This window comes from Vibrio sp. TRT 2004, assembly GCF_050113735.1.
Lineage (GTDB): Bacteria > Pseudomonadota > Gammaproteobacteria > Enterobacterales > Vibrionaceae > Vibrio.
Genome location: NZ_JBNJOH010000017.1, coordinates 23942 through 41536 on the forward strand (window position 1 = coordinate 23942; position 17595 = coordinate 41536).

Sequence of the window (17595 nt, forward strand, 5' to 3'; positions counted from 1 at the left end):
CAAAAACAAGTCGGCTAAGTATTACATAGAGTGAGAAATGTGCAAAGAAAAATACTGGATAAAAAAACAGTAACAAAAAGGCAGCTACCGATAGCTGCCTTAATCTTTGTAAAAGGCGGGTTATACGTCTTCTTTGGTGGTGTGTTGCTTACCAAGCTCAGATTTTTTTGTGTCTTTCAGATAAAGATTCTCAAAACAGTAATTCGTTGCTTCGATGTAACCCTCAACGCTTCCGCAATCGAATCGTTGACCTTTGAATTTGTATGCCAGAACACAACCTGCTTTTGCCTGTTTAAGCAACGCATCGGTGATTTGAATCTCACCACCTTTGCCTGGTTCGGTATTTTCAATCAGCTCAAAAATATCTGGCGTAAGAATATAACGGCCAATGATGGCTAAATTACTTGGCGCTGTTCCTGGCTCAGGTTTTTCAACCATGTCATCAACTCTGAAGATGTCGTCTTTGATCATTTCACCGGAAATCACACCATACTTGTGAGTTTCGCTTTCTGGCACTTCCTGAACGGCAACGATAGAACAGCGGAACTGCTTGAATAGGGCGACCATTTGCGCGAGAACACCTTCTTGTTCATTGACACACAGGTCATCGGCGAGTACGACGGCAAAGGGTTCGTCACCAACCAGTTCTTTACCAGTAAGGATGGCATGGCCAAGGCCTTTCATCTCACGTTGACGAATGTAAGTAAAGTTGGCGGTCTCAATAATGTCACGGATATCGATCAATAAATCTTCTTTATTGGTACCGCTGATCTGATGCTCTAGCTCATAGTTTTTATCAAAGTGATCCATGATGGAGTGTTTGCCACGTCCAGTGACGATGCACATCCCGTTCATACCTGCTTGAATCGCTTCTTCGACGCCATATTCAATCAGTGGTTTATTGACCACTGGCATCATTTCTTTTGGCATTGATTTCGTCGCTGGTAGAAAGCGTGTACCGTAACCGGCGGCCGGAAAAAGGCACTTTTTGATCATGATTAAACCTTTCAATTTTTTTACTGAATTCCTGACTGGCGCAACAATACCATGCTTTAACTAAATAGATAATGAATACGCCAGTATTCGTATTGAATTCGTTTTAACTATGTGACTTAGTAGTTGGGATTCATATGTTGTCTAGCCCACGATGCAGCCTGAGCACGATTTTTCACACACAATTTTTTGAAGATCTTTTGCAGATGAGACTTTACGGTAAATTCACTAATAAACATATCTTCAGCAATTTGTATGTTAGACGCTCCAGAGATCAGGCAGCGTAAAATTTGCAGTTCACGAATCGTGAGATCAACCGTTGCGGGTGCGGTCTGACTGTCGACGACACTGCGATAGTAATAGAGCAGTTGTGCAGATACTTTGCTTGGCAAGCAATTCTCGCCATTGATGATATCTTTGCAGCGTTTGGCGATGTGCTCAATAGAATCCTGTTGATAGAAGAGGCCTTTAAGGTGACCAAAAGCAAGAACTTCATCGGTTGAAAGCGGATGTGTCACATTGAAAATGATCGTTTCAAATGACTTATCGGCTAGTGGAAGATCGCGAATCTGGCTTTTGAGCCTAGTATAAGCGTAGTGATCAATTAATAAAATTCGGTGTTTGTGCCGTTGAAGTGCGATAAGCAGATCATTAGGTTGCATTCGAGGTATGGTCAATTCTAACTGTTGCTCAAGCTTATCAATAAATGGATTAGTGGCAGTGACGTCTTCAGATAAAAAGTGAATGGTTCTGGTGTATATTTTTTTGTTCATTTTTTAAATCCTGTGTATTTGCATTAGTGCACACATAGAGTGCTGCAACGAAACCATCAGTGCGAATCGAGGTGTGCAGTTTGCGTTAAAATTCATGACAAAAAGTAATTCATGAATTACTCAGGAGAAGGGGAGCTGAAGAGGGGTCTAAAAAAAGACTTAGAGTTGTTGGACTTAGAGCGACGACGATACATTGTCAGTCGAGGAATTTGTCCCGAGCGTAAAGCGTGTTATCCTATTGCGCTATTTATCTATCATTACCAATTTAGACGGAGCGAAACATGGCTAGCCGTGGAGTTAACAAAGTTATTTTAGTAGGTAATCTGGGTTCAGACCCAGAAATACGTTACATGCCTAGCGGCGGTGCAGTAGCAAATATCACTATCGCAACGTCTGAATCGTGGCGCGATAAAGCGACTGGCGAACAGCGTGAGAAAACGGAATGGCACCGTGTTTCGTTATTTGGCAAACTTGCGGAAGTGGCGGGTGAGTATCTTCGTAAAGGTTCTCAAGTTTATGTTGAAGGTCAACTTCAGACGCGTAAATGGCAAGATCAAAATGGTCAAGACCGTTACACAACTGAAATCGTTGTTCAGGGCTACAATGGCGTAATGCAAATGCTTGGCGGTCGTGCTCAAGGTGGTGCTCCTGCGCAAGGTATGGGTCAATCACAGCCACAACAAGGTGGTTGGGGACAACCACAGCAACCTGCAATGCAACAACAGCCTGCATATCAGCAACAGTCACAGCCACAACAAGCTCAGCCTCAATACAATGAGCCACCAATGGATTTTGATGACGACATCCCATTCTAAGTGCTTGTTATTGAAAAAAAGCCGCGCAAGTCGCGGCTTTTTTATATAGTAAATAATATCACATACGAAATCCCCCTAATTGCTGGGTAAGGAATGCTAGCTAAGTGACTGTTTATCTATTAGCATCCTGAAAATTTGAATCATACGTTGAGAAAAGGAATTCTTTATCCATGAGGTACACGCCTACCTTAAAATTGAGTACTCGACTCGTTGCCTTTGTGACTGTCATTGTCACGAGTGCGATGTTTATTCTATTTCTTGGTGGGACACTGTCGTTTAAACAACTGGGTCAAGAATATCTAGAGCACTCATTGAAAGGCATTGTTGAAGTTGTCGATAAAGAGATGGAAGACCCAGATGCGGCCTATTCTCTCCAGCGATGGATGCCAAAAATGCTTCAAGCCTCGAACATTGTCGAGATGGAGTTGCACTCGTCTTACGGTGTGATTTATCGATTCAAAGACACAACTTCTAAAATAGACGCCTCTCTGCTATATCAGACTCAATACACCTTGGATCGCAATGACGGCTATAGCATTCGTTTTAAAGCGGTCCCACCGTATATTGGTTATGGATACTCAATGCAAGCACTGTGGTCGATTACCTTAGCTGTTGCACTGATCGTCTTCTGTCTGCATCGTGGTCTTAAGTGGCTTAAGGAGCAACTGCATGGCTCTGAACTGCTTGAAGAGCGTGGCCGAATGATATTAGCGGGTCGAGTAGAGGAGTATGCGCAAGGCGATGTCAAAGAGTGGCCTTATACTGCTAGTGAAGCACTCGATCGACTTATAGAAGAACTTCAAGATGCGCGTCAGGAGCGAAGTCGTTTTGATACCTTTATTCGCTCGCAGACCTTCTTGGATCAGTTAACGGGGGCGGCCAATCGAGTGCTATTCGATAGCAAATTGGAAGCGGCTTTGTCTGAACATGGATCCCATGGTGGCGTGTTGATCATTCGGGTAGATGACTGGGAAGTGATTCAAGTTGAGCAAAGTAAGCAGGTGGCGAACGACTTTCTCATTGAAGTGGGTGAAGGACTGAATAATGTGATACAGAGATATCCAGATGTGATCCTCTCTCGTTATTACAGTTCGGATTTTGCTATTTTTGCGCCTAATTTGTCGACTAAAGAAGTGTCAAATATGGCTGGCCATTGTTTAAAACAGTTAGCCAAACTTGATCCTCCTTCTCCTCTTGAAACCGATAATTGGGTGCATATTGGTGTCAGTATGTACCGTGAGGCAGAGAGCCAAGGGCGAATTATTGATGAAGCTGAAACAGCGTTAAAAAGTGCACAATTGCAAGGCATCAATACTTGGAGTCGTTTTCAAAAACACATTGAAGCAGACGAAGAACGAGGCAGTGTCCGTTGGCGAACTTTGTTTGATGTAGTGCTAAAGCCTGAGAACCTGTACATATTCTCCCAGCCTTGCTATCTCCTGAACCAGCAGCAAGATAAGAAAGTTGACCATTTTGAGCTGTTTGCACGCATTAATGACCCAGATAAGGGAGTGATTAAGGCGTCGCGATTTAATTCAGCAATAGAATCAGTGGGCTACGAAGCTCGACTTGATACGGCGACAATCACGACAATTAGGCGCTACCTCGCTCAGTCAAACGATTCAGCAACTTACGCCATCAATTTGCATGTTGTTCCATTTGCCGACCGAGGTTACTTCAAGTGGTTCAGAGATGAACTCCTGCAATTGCCGTCGGAGCAAAGAGCGAGGCTAATATTTGAATTTGCTGAAGCCCGTTTGGTTAAGCATCTGGATTACATGCGTCCAGTGAGCAAGATGATTGCCGGTTTAGGGTGCCAAGTGGCAGTAGGGCAAGCTGGCCGTTCAATTGTCAGTACCCATTACCTTAAAGAGCTACCTGTCAGTTACTTGAAGCTCCATCGAAGTTTAATTAAAAAGATCGATCAACGGCATGAAAACCAGTTGTTTGTCCGCAGTCTAATGGGGGCGTGTGATGGACTTAAAACTCAGGTAATCGCCGTTGGTGTCGATAATAAGCAAGAACATAAAACGATTTTAGATTTGGGCGTGCACGGTATACAGGGTCGCTACTTATGTGCTGAGAAACAGATGCTGCCACTTGCAGCTAGCAGCATGAATGTCAGTCCATCTTCGAACAAAGTACAAGCTGGTCGGCGCAATCGCTGGAGAAGAACATAGAGCAGAATGAACATTCAATCACTGATTAGCAAATTTAAGCGCAGTAAAGAAACGGCAAAGCGTCTGAGCGTTGTTGTTCAGCCGAGTGCACTCTATTTTTCATCATTGCCTGGTGTAGAGTTAGCATTGTCGGTTCCTTATCAGGGCTCTACGTGGCATGAAACATTATTGGATGCTTTGCGAGATGCGAATGTGTCTGAGGTTGTGCTTGATGTCGTGCTCGACTCCAACCTGTACCAAACCTACCAGATAGAAAAGCCAAGTGTTCCAGAAAACGAACTTGCTGGGGCTTTGCCATTCTTACTCAAAGATCTTGTTAGCGAACGAGTGACCGATATTGTGGCAGACGCTGTGGCTCTGCCTAACAGCAGTAAACTGCAAGTCTATGTATTTTCGCGCAGTGCAGTAGTCAACTTATATCACGGTCTCAAATCACTCAACATAGAGTTGTCGAGAATTATGGTTGAGGACGAAGTCTGGGGGCATGCGAGTGAGAATAAAAACTTCTTATTACTTCAACGCAGCAGGCAAAGTCAGTTCAGAGTCAGTGCATTTGTGGAGTCGCAATGTGCATTCCAACGTACAATACGAGGCATTGCCTCACCATTGACGGGCGTTGCCAGTAGTATCTTACAGCTAGATGGTATCGCACTAGAGTTGCAACGTTCGATTGATTACCTTTCGTCACAGTTACGCACTGTTTCTCTGCACCAAATGTACATCTGTTGTGATGATGAAGAGCAGCAGCAAATCGTTGACGCTTTAAACGACACGCTTAGCGTAAAAGTCTCGCAGCTGTCGGAGTTGGGACAGCAATCCGGAGAAATTCTGGTTGGAATTGTTCAAAATTTTCAAAATGCACAGATCAACCTGTTCCCTGAAGAGTTCAAAACGAAGCAAGACTATTTCACCCTACGCAATGTTGTGCTCATCTGGGGAGTGTTAAGTGCCTTTCTTTTGCTCAGCAGTGCCGCATTGGTGTACCAGAAAACGCAGTTAACTCAAGAACTGCAATTATATCGGTCACAAGTCGCAGAGTTTGAAAAACAAACCGCGGTGTTGAACCAACGCCTTAGTCAGCATAAACCGACCCCGGCCAAAGTTGCTGCGGTAGCAAGGTTAAAGCTAGAAATAGAAGCAAAACGAAACTCTCTCAAAGCGGTCAGCGAGTTTGATGAAACTCAGCAAGTTGGTTATTCGGGTGTGATGCGTTCTTTGGCGGCTTTAGGTCGCAACGATATTTCGTTGAGTGAGATCTCCATTGATGCCGTCACGCTTGATCTGGTTGGTTTAGCCAGAAATCCGCAAGCGATCCCTAATTGGGTAAATCAATTCAAATCTGAGTTAGACCTCGTAGGGAGGACGTTTGAAAAACTCAAAATAGGTCGCAATGAACAAGGCATTATCACGTTTGAACTAAAGACGACTCAGGAGAGCGAATAATGCAGCAGTATTGGCAACAGTGGCAAGACAAGTTTGCTCAGTTAAGTCAGCGGGAGAAATGGCTGGTCGCTCTATGTGGCGTCGTGGTGTTTGGACTAGGAATATATGTTGTATTGGTTGAGCCGGTCTTAAAAAACAATCAAGCGGTGATGAAACAGATCACTGCCACTAAGCTCGATGCACAACGTTTAGAGGCCGACATATTATTAATGACGGCTAAACTTAAAAAGGATCCAGACCAAGAACTCAATCTGGAGTTCAAGCGTTTGATGTCTGAAAGCCAGAGTTTATCTGAGCAACTTGCAGAGATCGTTGAGAATCTGATTTCACCGAGCGAGATGGCGCTACTGCTAGAAGATGTCTTATCAGAGACAAAAGGCTTAAAGCTGGTCGCGCTCGAATCAATGCAAGCTGAGCCAATAGTAAGTAATGAACAATCAGAAACCCTGTCCAGTTACTACTTACATCCAGTCAGACTCGAAGTGACGGGGAACTATTTTGCCATCGTTGAGTATTTAGATACGCTAGAGAACTTACCGATGAAATACTACTGGCGAAGCTTTCGATACACGGTTGAAGCGTATCCTGAAGCCCGTTTAGTGCTTGAAGTGTATACCCTAGGTTCCAGACAGGAGTTTATTGGTGGATAGAAAGTGGCTGTTTGCAGTATGCATGCTTATTTCAACGACTGTTTGGTCAGCACAAGATCCGACGGCACCTCTGGGTTGGGAAGCTCAACGGCCTGCGGGTGAGAAACCTAAGCAAAAGGTGCGACCACCCCTACCGGAGCTTCAAGCTATCGTCTGTTCTGGTGAGCAAGATTGTTTAGCGACTCTTGCTGGTCAGGTAAGAGGGATGGGGGAGAAAATTAATGGCTACCGAATTAATCAAGTCCAGTCAGATGCTGTCATTTTGTCTCACGGTGAACAGCAATGGAAATTAGAACTCTTTTCTATGGAAATTAAACAGTAAGGTCAGTGGAAACATATGCGTAAACTCGCTATCGCAATTACGATTACATCTATATTGGCTGGTTGCTCCATGGGACATCGCGATCCGATAGAAGCGAAAAGCACTCTCAATCAAGCGATCAATGAGCAAAATAGCCGCAGCCTTGAAACTCTGCCGCCTTCTGTTGAGGCTGACTTGATGCCGGAACTTGCCAATGACGACATAACAGAAAGCAAGACCATAAAACGTTTTCGAATCAAGGCTAATGGCGTCGAAGCAAAAGCTTTTTTTACCAGCTTGGTTAAAGGAACGGAATTTAGCGCCGCTATCCACCCCAAGGTGACAGGTTCTATCACAGTTAATCTGAGTGATGTTTCTCTTGATGAGGTGCTATCGGTAGTTCAAGACATGTATGGCTACGAAGTGACTAAGTCAGGTAACGTAATTCAGGTTTATCCTGCGGGGTTACGAACGGTGACTATTCCGGTTGATTACTTACAGTTCAAGCGTTCTGGTCGTTCACTTACCTCGATTTCAACCGGTACGATTACGAATACCGATAACAGTTCGTCGAACAACTCATCCAATTCTAATTCAAACTCGAACTCATCAAGCAGTAACTCGACTAACTCGACTCGAGGTGGGACGGAGATTGAAACGACTAACGAAAGTGATTTTTGGCCTCAGTTAGAAAGTGCGGTTTCACAACTTATTGGTTCTGGCAATGGACAAGGTGTTGTAGTGAGCCCTCAGGCGAGTGTGATTACCGTCAGAGCTTATCCTGATGAGATTAGAGAAATTCGCAACTTCTTAATGGTCTCCCAGCAACGTATGCACCGACAAGTTATTTTGGAAGCAAAGATTTTGGAAGTGACCTTGAGTGATGGCTATCAACAAGGAATAAACTGGTCGAAAGCCTTTACATCAAACGGGACGAATTACACTTTAGGTCAGGGCTCTACGGTCAAAGACTCGAATGGTTTGCCTTTTCCTTTGCCCGGCTTAGATACGATAGGCACCTTGTTAGGCGGTCAGTCTAATTTGGTTATTTCGAGCGGTAGCTTTGAAGCCGTATTGAGCTTTATGGCAACGCAAGGTGATCTGAATGTTCTTTCAAGCCCTCGGGTGACGGCCTCCAACAACCAGAAAGCGGTTATCAAAGTAGGCACGGACAGTTATTTTGTCACTGATTTCTCAGCAAATACGGATTCGAACAGTTCGACATCGAATACCACAACAGACATAGAGCTAACCCCTTTCTTCTCCGGTATTTCGTTAGATGTCACTCCGCAGATTGATGACCAAGGTAATGTGTTATTGCACGTTCATCCTGCTGTCATTGATGTGACTCAAGAGCAGAAAGAAATTGATTACGGTTCGAGACGGCTAACCTTGCCATTAGCAACAAGCTCGATTCGAGAATCGGATTCGGTGATTCGTGCTCAAGATGGCGATGTCGTAGTGATTGGTGGCTTAATGAAGTCGAACACGGTTGAGCAAGTGTCAAAAGTGCCATTTTTAGGTGATGTACCCGCATTAGGGCATCTGTTCCGCAATACGACTCAACTGACGCAAAAAACCGAATTGGTGATTCTTTTGAAACCATCAGTCGTTGGTATCAACACTTGGCAAAAAGAGCTGGAACGTTCGAGAGATTTGCTGCAAGAGTGGTTCCCTGACGGGCAGTAGTATATATGTACCTCGAACACTTTGGTTTTGAGCACTTGCCGTTTCACCTCACTCCAGACACAGACTTGTTTTTGGGGTTAGAGCCTCATTATGAGGCGATTCAGACAGTCATGGCGGCACTGGCCATGGGGGAAGGGCTAATCAAAGTGACAGGGGAAGTGGGCACGGGTAAAACCATGATATGTCGAGTCATGGCAAAGCTGTTTGAACCCCATATCCAATTGGTATTTGTACCTAATCCCGCTTTGGATGGAGAGCAGTTGCGAAAGGCGGTCGCCAGTGAACTGGGTATCAATAATAGTGAGTCAGCATCGATTGTTGATGATATTCAGGGGCGTCTGATTGAGCTGACGGCGCAAGGCAAGCAGGTTGTTGTGATGATTGATGAAGCACAAGCTCTTAGTGATGATGCTTTGGAAGTGCTGAGGTTGTTCGGCAATCTAGAAACTGAACGGTGTAAGCTGTTGCAAACGGTAATATTTGGTCAGCCTGAATTGGATGAACGTCTGTCACAGCATCATTTACGTCAGTTTCGCCAGCGGATTACTTTTAGTGCTCAGTTACGCGGACTGACTCTTGACGAGACCGTGGCTTACATTGACAACCGACTAAGCAAAGTCGGTGGTCAAACTTCTCTATTTTCTCTCAATCATAAGAAGGCTATCTGGCGAGCAAGCAAAGGTTATCCAAGATTGATTAATCAAATCTGCCATAAAGCACTGCTGTTGGCTTGCAGTCAACAGCTAGCAATTGTCACTAATCGACAACTATTTGCTGCCATTCATGACACTTATGACAGTTGTAAACCTAAATTTAAGAGCCCGCTATTGTGGGGGTGGAGTTAAATCATGAGTGCAATTAATAACGCGCTTGCCAAGTTAGCTAAAGAGTCGCCATCGAAAGTGACACTTACCAAAGCTGATATCGCCCCAGTGAAACAACGTCCTGTTTTACCTTGGGTGGTAGGAAGTTTTGCGCTGAGTTTAGCGGTTGGTGGCTGGGCAATATCTCAGCAAGCACCGATGAGCGATCGACTTGAGACCATCGAATTTGCGAGCGAGCAAATTGAGGTTGCTTCACCCACTCAGAAAGTGACGCCCAATCACTCTGCCCTGTATCGGACGGATCGCCAAGATAAGCCGTCCCAATCCGCTATAGAAACGCAAAAGGTGAGTAAAAAAACGCCACATTTACAGCAAGCTCCGACTGTTTTGCTGGCTCAAAATAAAGCGACAAGCAACCAAGCTTCTCAAGTGACACAGGCTCAACTAGGCGAAGTGGTCATTGAGCAAGTCGATTTAACGCCACAGCAGTTGTCGGATAAAGCACAACAGCGCGCAAAAAAAGCACTGGATGGCAACAATCTATCAGAAGCACTCAATCATTATAGTGAGGCATTGCGTTATACACCGGCCGATGCCTCAGTCAGAAAACGCTTATCTGCGCTTTACTATGGTAAAGGAGAAGTAAGAAAAGCCGCTGAAATTTTGCAAAAAGGTATCGCCCTCAACCCAGAGGATGTTGATTTACGCTTAGCTTTGGCAAGAATGCTGATGAAAGAGCAGCAGAACGGCGTGGCTTTAACGGTACTCAGTGCCCTACCAAAATCTGTCTCAGTGGAGTACTTAGCTTTACGTGCTGCTTTAGCGCAAAAAGAAAAGCAAGATGAGATGGCTCTGCAAAGTTACCAGCAGTTAGTTGCCATCGAGCCTGATAGTGCTCGCTGGTGGTTAGGACTGGCTATTCAACAAGAGCGAGCTTTTGATTTAGCATCGGCAAAAAGCGCCTACCATCAAGCGTTGACTAAGCTTGGACTCTCTAGCCAGTCGCAGCAATTTATCCGAGACCGACTAACTCTGATTAGCAGTTTAGAGGAATCCAGCAGTGAAAATTAAATTAAGAAAGCGCTTGGGTGATTTGCTAGTCGAAGAGGGCATTATCACTGAACACCAAGTTGAACAGGCGCTAAATGCACAGCAATCAACGGGTCGAAAGTTAGGTGCGACATTAATCGAGTTAGGATTCTTAAGTGAGCATCAGATGCTGACATTTTTGTCTCAGCAACTTGATATTCCCTTGATCGATCTCAGTCGAGCCAATGTCGATATCGATGCAGTCCAACTTCTGCCTGAAGTGCACGCTCGCCGTTTGCGGGCATTGGTCATTGCTCGTCAAATGGATACCTTGCGAGTCGCAATGAGCGATCCTGCCGACCTGTTTGCTCAGGAGGCGCTACTCGGTCAATTATCGCAATACGCGATCGAGTTTGTTATCGCACCAGAAAAACAACTGGTGGAAGGGTTTGATCGCTACTATCGCCGAACTAAAGAAATTGCTTCGTTTGCAGAGCAGTTACAGGCGGAGCATCAGGTAACCGAAGCCTTCGATTTTAATATTGAAGGTGAAGACAGTGACGAAGTGACTGTGGTTAAGCTGATCAATTCACTGTTTGAAGATGCCATCCAAGTGGGAGCATCGGACATCCACATTGAACCAGATTCGAATGTTCTGCGTCTACGCCAGCGTATCGATGGTGTCTTGCATGAAACATTGCTCAATGAGGTCAACATTGCCTCGGCGTTAGTGCTGCGTCTAAAACTAATGGCTAACTTAGATATTTCTGAAAAGCGTTTGCCGCAGGATGGACGCTTTAATATCCGAGCCAAAGGGCAATCGGTGGACATTCGTATGTCTACTATGCCAGTGCAATACGGTGAGTCGGTGGTTATGCGTCTGCTCAATCAGTCTTCTGGCGTGAGAAAACTAGAAGAGTCAGGTTTGCCCGATGATCTACTCGTCAGGTTAAGGCGTCAATTGCGTCGACCTCACGGCATGATATTAGTGACTGGCCCAACTGGTTCGGGAAAAACAACGACTCTGTATGGTGCACTCAATGAACTCAATGAGCCAGGCAAAAAAATCATTACTGCTGAAGATCCCGTTGAATACAGATTACCGCGAGTCAATCAGGTTCAGGTTAATCCTAAGATAGACCTCGATTTCTCTACTGTGTTGAGAACATTTCTACGTCAAGACCCTGATATCATCTTGGTCGGTGAGATGCGTGATCAGGAAACGGTCGAAATTGGCCTTCGTGCAGCACTTACTGGGCATTTAGTGCTAAGTACATTGCATACCAATGATGCGGTTGATAGTGCGCTACGAATGATGGACATGGGGGCGCCAGGCTATCTTGTTGCGAGTGCTGTTCGTGCGGTCGTCGCTCAGCGATTGGTGCGAAAAGTATGCCCTGATTGTAAAACGGAAGATGAGCTTGATGCGGCAGACAAGCAATGGATCGCTCAACGCTTCCCTAATCAGGTTGAAAGTCATTTTGTTAAAGGCCGTGGTTGCCAAAACTGTAACCTAACGGGTTACAGAGGGCGTATTGGTGTATTTGAAATGCTTGAGCTTGAGCAAGATATGATGGATATGCTGCGCGCAAATGATGCCGTAGGCTTTTCACGCGTGGCGCGTAACGCACCCAACTACAAACCGTTGCTTGCTTCTGCCATGGAGTTAGCTTTGCAAGGCATTGTCAGTTTGAGTGAAGTGAAGACCTTGGGAGAAGGTGACTCTTCAGGTTCTGCACAGGCGATCTACATCTAGGAATCACTATGCCACATTTTCGATATCAAGGCAGACACTCAGATGGCTCAGCGACGTCTGGAACGATAGAAGCACCAACTCAGGATGCGGTTGCCGAACAGTTGTTGAATAAGGGAATCATTCCGACCCGTATTCAGGCTGGCGGTGGTCAGGCTGCGTTCAATATTGATGTCAAATCGTTACTCACTCCAACGATCCCTTTGGAAGTGCTGGTCATTTTCTGTCGTCAGCTATACAGCTTAACTAAAGCCGGAGTTCCCTTGCTGCGCTCGATGAAAGGGTTGAGTCAAAATAGCGCCAACAAGCAACTTCATCAAGCGCTTGAAGCGGTCACTCAAGAGCTAACCAACGGTCGCAGTTTGTCGAATTCAATGCAAATGTATCCTAAAGTGTTTAGCTCACTGTTTGTCTCTATGGTCCATGTCGGGGAGAACACAGGTCGTCTTGATCAGGCCTTGTTGCAACTGGCGAACTACTATGAGCAGGAAGTTGAAACACGTAAGCGTATTAAAACAGCGATGCGTTACCCGACGTTTGTGATCAGTTTTATTGTGGTCGCGATGTTTATTCTCAACGTTAAAGTGATCCCTCAGTTTACCAGTATGTTCGCTCGCTTCGGTGTCGATCTGCCACTGCCAACACGAATCCTCATTACAACGTCAGAATTCTTTGTTAACTATTGGTTGGTTCTGGTCGCTATCATGATAGGTGCCTTATTTGCCCTGAAAGCTTGGATCGGGACTGCCAATGGCCGTGAGCAGTGGGATAAGTTTCGCTTGAGAATGCCTGTGGTCGGAGAGTTGATCAATCGAGCTCAACTGTCACGATTTTCAAGAACCTTTGCCTTGATGCTTAAGGCGGGGGTACCGCTTAATCAATCATTGGCTTTATCTGCGGAAGCGTTAGGAAATCGATTTCTAGAAAACCGACTTCTTGAGATGAAATCCTCCATTGAAGCGGGCAGCCCTATATCATCGACAGCAATTAATAGCGGCATCTTTACACCATTGGTTATTCAGATGATTTCTGTCGGCGAGGAGACGGGGCGAATAGACGAACTACTACTAGAAGTAGCTGACTTCTATGACAGAGAAGTGGACTATGACCTAAAAACACTAACAGCACGCATCGAGCCGATATTGTTGGTGATTGTCGCCAGTATGGTGTTAGTGCTTGCGCTGGGTATCTTCCTGCCGATGTGGGGCATGCTTGATGCTATCAAGGGTTAATGCGGCACTGTTCCTTCAGCGCTCAAGATTAATCACTTGGTTGCTGGTGGTGATGGTTCTGACTCTCAGCTTGCTACTCGCGTGGCAGAATGTAGAAGTTAAGGCCAACGATTCTGCTTTTTTGCTGGCGACGCAAAGAGTGATTGAACGAGCGAGTTACTTTAAGCAGCAGTGGTTATTGGCAAAGAGAAATACGCCGTTAGAGGTTGATGGTAGGGTGTTGAACTACACTAATAGTGGGTGGATTGAACCGCTTGATAGTGACAGACAGAATAGCTGTATTTTTTGGTTAGAGGTTCTATACCCAGAGAAAGAAATCCTAGGTAAAGAGCCATGGAAGATAGTCGATGATTCAATAGGCACCAGCTACAGTTGTAGCTATTTTTATCAGCAAGGCAGAGTGTTCACTATCAATCTGATCGGTAACAAGTTTTCTGCTAAAGTTGGATTCTTAGCTGAGTCTCATAATTGAAGTTTGGCTTCTAGCAGAAGTAAGAAAATTCCGTATAATACGGTGTACTAAATAGTAGGTTATTAATTTATGGCTAACAAACAGTCTGGTTTTTCATTGGTTGAGTTGGTCGTGGTCATTGTCGTGGTAGGTTTACTTGCCGTGGCGGCGTTACCGCGCTTTTTAGACGTGACTGATGAAGCAAAAAAAGCCAGTGTTGAAGGTGTTGCTGGCGGATATGCGACGGGCGTGTTATCGGCTAGAGCCCAGTGGGAAGCAGAGGCGAGACCCTCGGTGACCATTGATGGTACAACACGTAATACAGTGAACTATGACGGTGTTGATTTTTGGCTTACAAGTTCTGACCAAGCTGGTGGGGATTTTAGAGATGGCTATCCGTATGCCATCAACAACGGTGACAATAGTTTTCCTGCCGGACTGACCAATGATATTTGTATCGAACTCATGTCTAACCTACTTCAGAATCCGCCAAGAGTGGGCACAACTGCTCAAGCTGAGGCCGATTCAAATATTAAGTATTCAGCCCAGGCTGATGACGCGGCTTCAACTTGCACCTATATTCAGCAAGAGGGTAATAGCGAAAATCAGTTTGTTTATGAAATTGAAACGGGTCGTGTGACCGTAACTCTGCAGTAATGCGCTATAAAATAGAGAGATAGAACGATGAAAAGACAAGGCGGTTTCACCCTTATTGAACTTGTGGTAGTCATTGTTATTTTGGGTATTCTTGCCGTCACTGCGGCACCACGTTTTTTGAATATTCAAGACGATGCGAGAATTGCTACGCTTGAGGGTTTAGCTGGAGCTATGCAGGGTGCGGCAGGTATTGTATATGGTAAGTCAGCGATTGAAGGACGCGAAGCTCTTGAAGATTCCACGGTTACTATGAGTGGAACTACAATTAATACCGCTTATGGTTATCCGAAAGCAACTGATGCAGATTTGTCTGCAATTGTTACTGGGTTAGGGACTGGTGAGGATTTCGAATATATTAAAAGTTATACCGTAGTTAGTGCGGCGGCATCTTCATTTGGTATCCCATCATACACTACTAGCTGTGTTCAATATGTACAGTCGACAAGTTTAACTGTTGCAGCTAGTGTCTCAGTTGTCAGTGGTGCTGTGTGCACTAACAACTAGAAGTTAAAAAAGGCCAGCAACGCTGGCCTTTTTCTTACGTTATACCATCATCTTTCAGTCCCCATCACGCAGCTCTTTTGCACCAACTGATATACTTTAAAGGTCTCCCTTCACGGTACTAGGCATGATTAAGTCGAAGTTCTCTGGTTTTACATTAGTTGAGTTGATTATTGTCATCCTACTTATTGCGATTGTTTCTGCGTATGCTAGCAGTCGTTATGCTGGTACCTCTGGCTTTTCTCCCTTTGTTGCTCAAGAGCAGGTAATTTCGGTTATTCGTCAGGTTCAGGTTAACCGCATGCAATCGAATAGGGAGGCTTCATGCGCTGACGATAGCAATACCGCTTTGCGAATATCTTCAACCTGCTTGGGTTCAGTTGAAGGTTGTGTGCTTTCTAATACACAAAGGAGCGACTGGGTGTCTATCGATGGAGTGAATTTTACTCCAGCTTTGAATTGCTTAGAGTTTAATTTACTTGGAGAGCCAAGTGATGCGGTTAATATACAAATCCGCTCAGGTTCTTCTACCTGCCTAGTCTCGATTGCACAAAATGGTTATGTATCACAAGGGAACTGCTCATAATGGAAAAGGTGGAGTCTCGCTTTAAGGGTTTTACCCTTATAGAAAGTGTGATTGTGATAATTATCATGGGCCTGGCGATGATCACGATTACTAATTTTCTTGTTCCACAAATATCCCGTTCTGCTAACCCTCATTATCAAACCCGAGCAGCAGCGTTGGGGCAAAGTGTGATGACGCAAATTTTGGCACGAGGGTTTGATCATAACAGTGACTTCACTGGTGGAGTTAGGCGTTGCGGTGAAGTAATCGCAGGACAGGCTACCGTTAGTTGTACTGCTCAGGCTGATTTTGGTGCAGAAGAGGACGTTGGGGTTGAACCAGAAGCAATTCGCCCAGACCTCTATAACGATGTTGATGATTTTATAGGCTGTTGGGAGCCACAAGCGGCAAATGGTTGTCGTGATCTAAATTTGTTATTAGCTGATAATAGTTATCGTAATTTCCGCTTGGACATTAGTGTTAGTTATGCCAATGGGACAAGCTTAAAAAGAATTAGACTGACAATCTCGGCAACAAATCAATCCCCAGTTAACTTAAGCGCTTATCGAGGTAATTACTGATGAGAGCAAAAGGTTTTACGCTAATTGAAATGGTGATTACTCTGATTGTCGGGGCGATTTTAGTTTTGGGTATTGCTGGTTTTGTAGAGCTAGGAGCGCGGGGTTATACAGATACTATTGACCGCCAGCGTTTACAAACTCAGGCGAAGTTTGTTTTAGAGAAAATGTCGAGAGAAATACGTCACGCTGTACCAAACCTATTTCGCTCACAAGATAATTGTGTGTTTTTTTATCCAATTGTTTACTCGGGATTCTATGCATTATCAGGGAATGATGTGGAGTTTATTGTTGGTCAACGAGATGACCTCAATGCAAATAGCTTTGACGGTTTATCCCTGATTATTAATCCCACAACTAACCTTGGTGTTCGTGATGACTCTATAATTTTGACCAACAAAGTGTCTGTGTTGGCTAATCAGGTTTTCTCATTAGAAAATGAAGCCAGTAATCTTCGCAGTGAATCAGTGGCTAAACGTTATTATATTTTCAATCGCAATCAAGAGCGTAGTTACTGTATTTCAGCTGGAGTAGGTCAAGGACGAGTCGAACGAGATGGTGATGCTCTTTCAGATTTTGTCGTGATAGGAACTCTTAACTATATCCCCGCGACTGTGCAAAACAACGGATTGGTTCGGGCGAATTTAACTTTTAGTCAAAATGGTGAAACAACGAATTTTGAGCAGGATATACAGGTGATTAATGTACCGTAAACATGAGCAAGGGAATCTCTATGTTGTTGTGATATTTGTGCTTGTTGTTATGGGCTTTTTGGCTACGGCATTAAGTCGAATAGAGCTATCTAATAGCGATGCTCATACTCGCGATGTATTGGGAACACAAGCTTGGTTGTTAAGCCACTCAGTGAACGAGCTTGCATTAACTCTGTTTTATCCCCTTAACTCAACCGAGTCCTCGGTTGCTGCGCATTGCGACCCCGATTCAAACAGTAATACCACAGATGTCTCCGCGGAATTGCAAAATCGAGCCAACGCGCTTATTTCAACGGTTGCAAGCTGTAGAAACGTCGAGCTAAGCTGTACTTTAAAGGGGCCACTCGATGGTGAGACATTCTATATATTCGAGAGCAGTGTGACGTGTGGTTCAGGATTATCTGAGGTCGTGAGAAGTCAGCAAGCATGGGTGAAGGAATAATGTACA

General features: G+C 44.7%; 19 protein-coding genes. 17 read left to right on the plus strand and 2 right to left on the minus strand.

The annotated features are described in order from the left end of the window. Positions 1-120: 120 nt before the first annotated feature. The gene (galU, locus tag ACQEXR_RS09100) at positions 121-996 is read right to left on the minus strand and encodes a UTP--glucose-1-phosphate uridylyltransferase GalU (protein ID WP_138973843.1); all 876 of its coding nucleotides are present in this window, start codon (positions 994-996) and stop codon (positions 121-123) included. Between the two features lie 116 nt (positions 997-1112). Then, a complete protein-coding gene (locus ACQEXR_RS09105; protein WP_138973842.1) occupies positions 1113-1766 on the minus strand; it encodes a response regulator transcription factor in 654 nt (217 codons plus the stop codon). 281 nt (positions 1767-2047) lie between these two features. On the opposite strand from ACQEXR_RS09105, the gene ACQEXR_RS09110 reads away from it, so the two are divergent. The 17 genes from ACQEXR_RS09110 (at position 2048) to ACQEXR_RS09190 (ending at position 17589) form a co-directional block, all read left to right on the plus strand. Next, positions 2048-2581 carry a single-stranded DNA-binding protein gene (locus ACQEXR_RS09110; protein WP_269377940.1) on the plus strand — a complete coding sequence of 178 codons (534 nt, stop codon included), beginning with the start codon at positions 2048-2050 and terminating at the stop codon, positions 2579-2581. A gap of 170 nt (positions 2582-2751) precedes the next feature. Then, positions 2752-4761 carry an RNase E specificity factor CsrD gene (gene csrD / locus ACQEXR_RS09115; RefSeq protein ID WP_426951981.1) on the plus strand — a complete coding sequence of 670 codons (2010 nt, stop codon included), beginning with the start codon at positions 2752-2754 and terminating at the stop codon, positions 4759-4761. Between the two features lie 6 nt (positions 4762-4767). Further along, positions 4768-6204: an MSHA biogenesis protein MshI gene (locus ACQEXR_RS09120; protein ID WP_426951979.1), complete on the plus strand. Its 1437-nt coding sequence runs from the start codon at positions 4768-4770 to the stop codon at positions 6202-6204. Beyond that, positions 6204-6854 carry a type II secretion system protein GspM gene (gspM, locus tag ACQEXR_RS09125; RefSeq protein ID WP_426951978.1) on the plus strand — a complete coding sequence of 217 codons (651 nt, stop codon included), beginning with the start codon at positions 6204-6206 and terminating at the stop codon, positions 6852-6854. The genes ACQEXR_RS09120 and gspM overlap by 1 nt, the downstream gene beginning before the upstream one ends. Beyond that, complete coding sequence (locus tag ACQEXR_RS09130; RefSeq protein WP_426951976.1) at positions 6847-7176, plus strand: MSHA biogenesis protein MshK; 330 nt, start codon at positions 6847-6849, stop codon at positions 7174-7176. The genes gspM and ACQEXR_RS09130 overlap by 8 nt, the downstream gene beginning before the upstream one ends. Before the next feature lie 15 nt (positions 7177-7191). Further along, positions 7192-8844, plus strand: coding sequence for a pilus (MSHA type) biogenesis protein MshL (gene mshL / locus ACQEXR_RS09135; protein WP_426951975.1), 1653 nt, complete (start codon positions 7192-7194; stop codon positions 8842-8844). Between the two features lie 5 nt (positions 8845-8849). Beyond that, a complete protein-coding gene (locus ACQEXR_RS09140) occupies positions 8850-9689 on the plus strand; it encodes an ExeA family protein (RefSeq protein WP_427020164.1) in 840 nt (279 codons plus the stop codon). A 3-nt stretch (positions 9690-9692) separates the two neighbouring features. After that, positions 9693-10739 (plus strand): tetratricopeptide repeat protein, encoded by a 1047-nt coding sequence (locus tag ACQEXR_RS09145; RefSeq protein ID WP_426951971.1) that lies wholly within the window; start codon positions 9693-9695, stop codon positions 10737-10739. After that, positions 10729-12453, plus strand: coding sequence for a GspE/PulE family protein (locus ACQEXR_RS09150; protein ID WP_427020165.1), 1725 nt, complete (start codon positions 10729-10731; stop codon positions 12451-12453). Before ACQEXR_RS09145 ends, ACQEXR_RS09150 begins: the two co-directional genes overlap by 11 nt. Positions 12454-12461: 8 nt before the next feature. Continuing rightward, positions 12462-13682: a type II secretion system F family protein gene (locus ACQEXR_RS09155; RefSeq protein ID WP_427020166.1), complete on the plus strand. Its 1221-nt coding sequence runs from the start codon at positions 12462-12464 to the stop codon at positions 13680-13682. After that, positions 13666-14154 (plus strand): MSHA biogenesis protein MshF, encoded by a 489-nt coding sequence (locus ACQEXR_RS09160; protein ID WP_426951968.1) that lies wholly within the window; start codon positions 13666-13668, stop codon positions 14152-14154. Before ACQEXR_RS09155 ends, ACQEXR_RS09160 begins: the two co-directional genes overlap by 17 nt. 69 nt (positions 14155-14223) lie before the next feature. Further along, the gene (locus ACQEXR_RS09165; RefSeq protein ID WP_426951966.1) at positions 14224-14790 is read left to right on the plus strand and encodes a prepilin-type N-terminal cleavage/methylation domain-containing protein; all 567 of its coding nucleotides are present in this window, start codon (positions 14224-14226) and stop codon (positions 14788-14790) included. 27 nt (positions 14791-14817) lie between these two features. Next, the gene (locus tag ACQEXR_RS09170; protein ID WP_427020167.1) at positions 14818-15294 is read left to right on the plus strand and encodes a type II secretion system protein; all 477 of its coding nucleotides are present in this window, start codon (positions 14818-14820) and stop codon (positions 15292-15294) included. A gap of 124 nt (positions 15295-15418) precedes the next feature. Then, positions 15419-15877 carry a prepilin-type N-terminal cleavage/methylation domain-containing protein gene (locus tag ACQEXR_RS09175; protein ID WP_427020168.1) on the plus strand — a complete coding sequence of 153 codons (459 nt, stop codon included), beginning with the start codon at positions 15419-15421 and terminating at the stop codon, positions 15875-15877. Then, positions 15877-16437, plus strand: a complete 561-nt coding sequence (locus ACQEXR_RS09180) for a type IV pilus modification PilV family protein (protein ID WP_426951963.1) — start codon at positions 15877-15879, stop codon at positions 16435-16437. The genes ACQEXR_RS09175 and ACQEXR_RS09180 overlap by 1 nt, the downstream gene beginning before the upstream one ends. Next, positions 16437-17147: a PilW family protein gene (locus ACQEXR_RS09185; RefSeq protein WP_426951962.1), complete on the plus strand. Its 711-nt coding sequence runs from the start codon at positions 16437-16439 to the stop codon at positions 17145-17147. The genes ACQEXR_RS09180 and ACQEXR_RS09185 overlap by 1 nt, the downstream gene beginning before the upstream one ends. After that, positions 17137-17589 carry an MSHA biogenesis protein MshP gene (locus ACQEXR_RS09190; RefSeq protein ID WP_426951961.1) on the plus strand — a complete coding sequence of 151 codons (453 nt, stop codon included), beginning with the start codon at positions 17137-17139 and terminating at the stop codon, positions 17587-17589. Before ACQEXR_RS09185 ends, ACQEXR_RS09190 begins: the two co-directional genes overlap by 11 nt. The last annotated feature ends 6 nt before the right edge of the window (positions 17590-17595 follow it).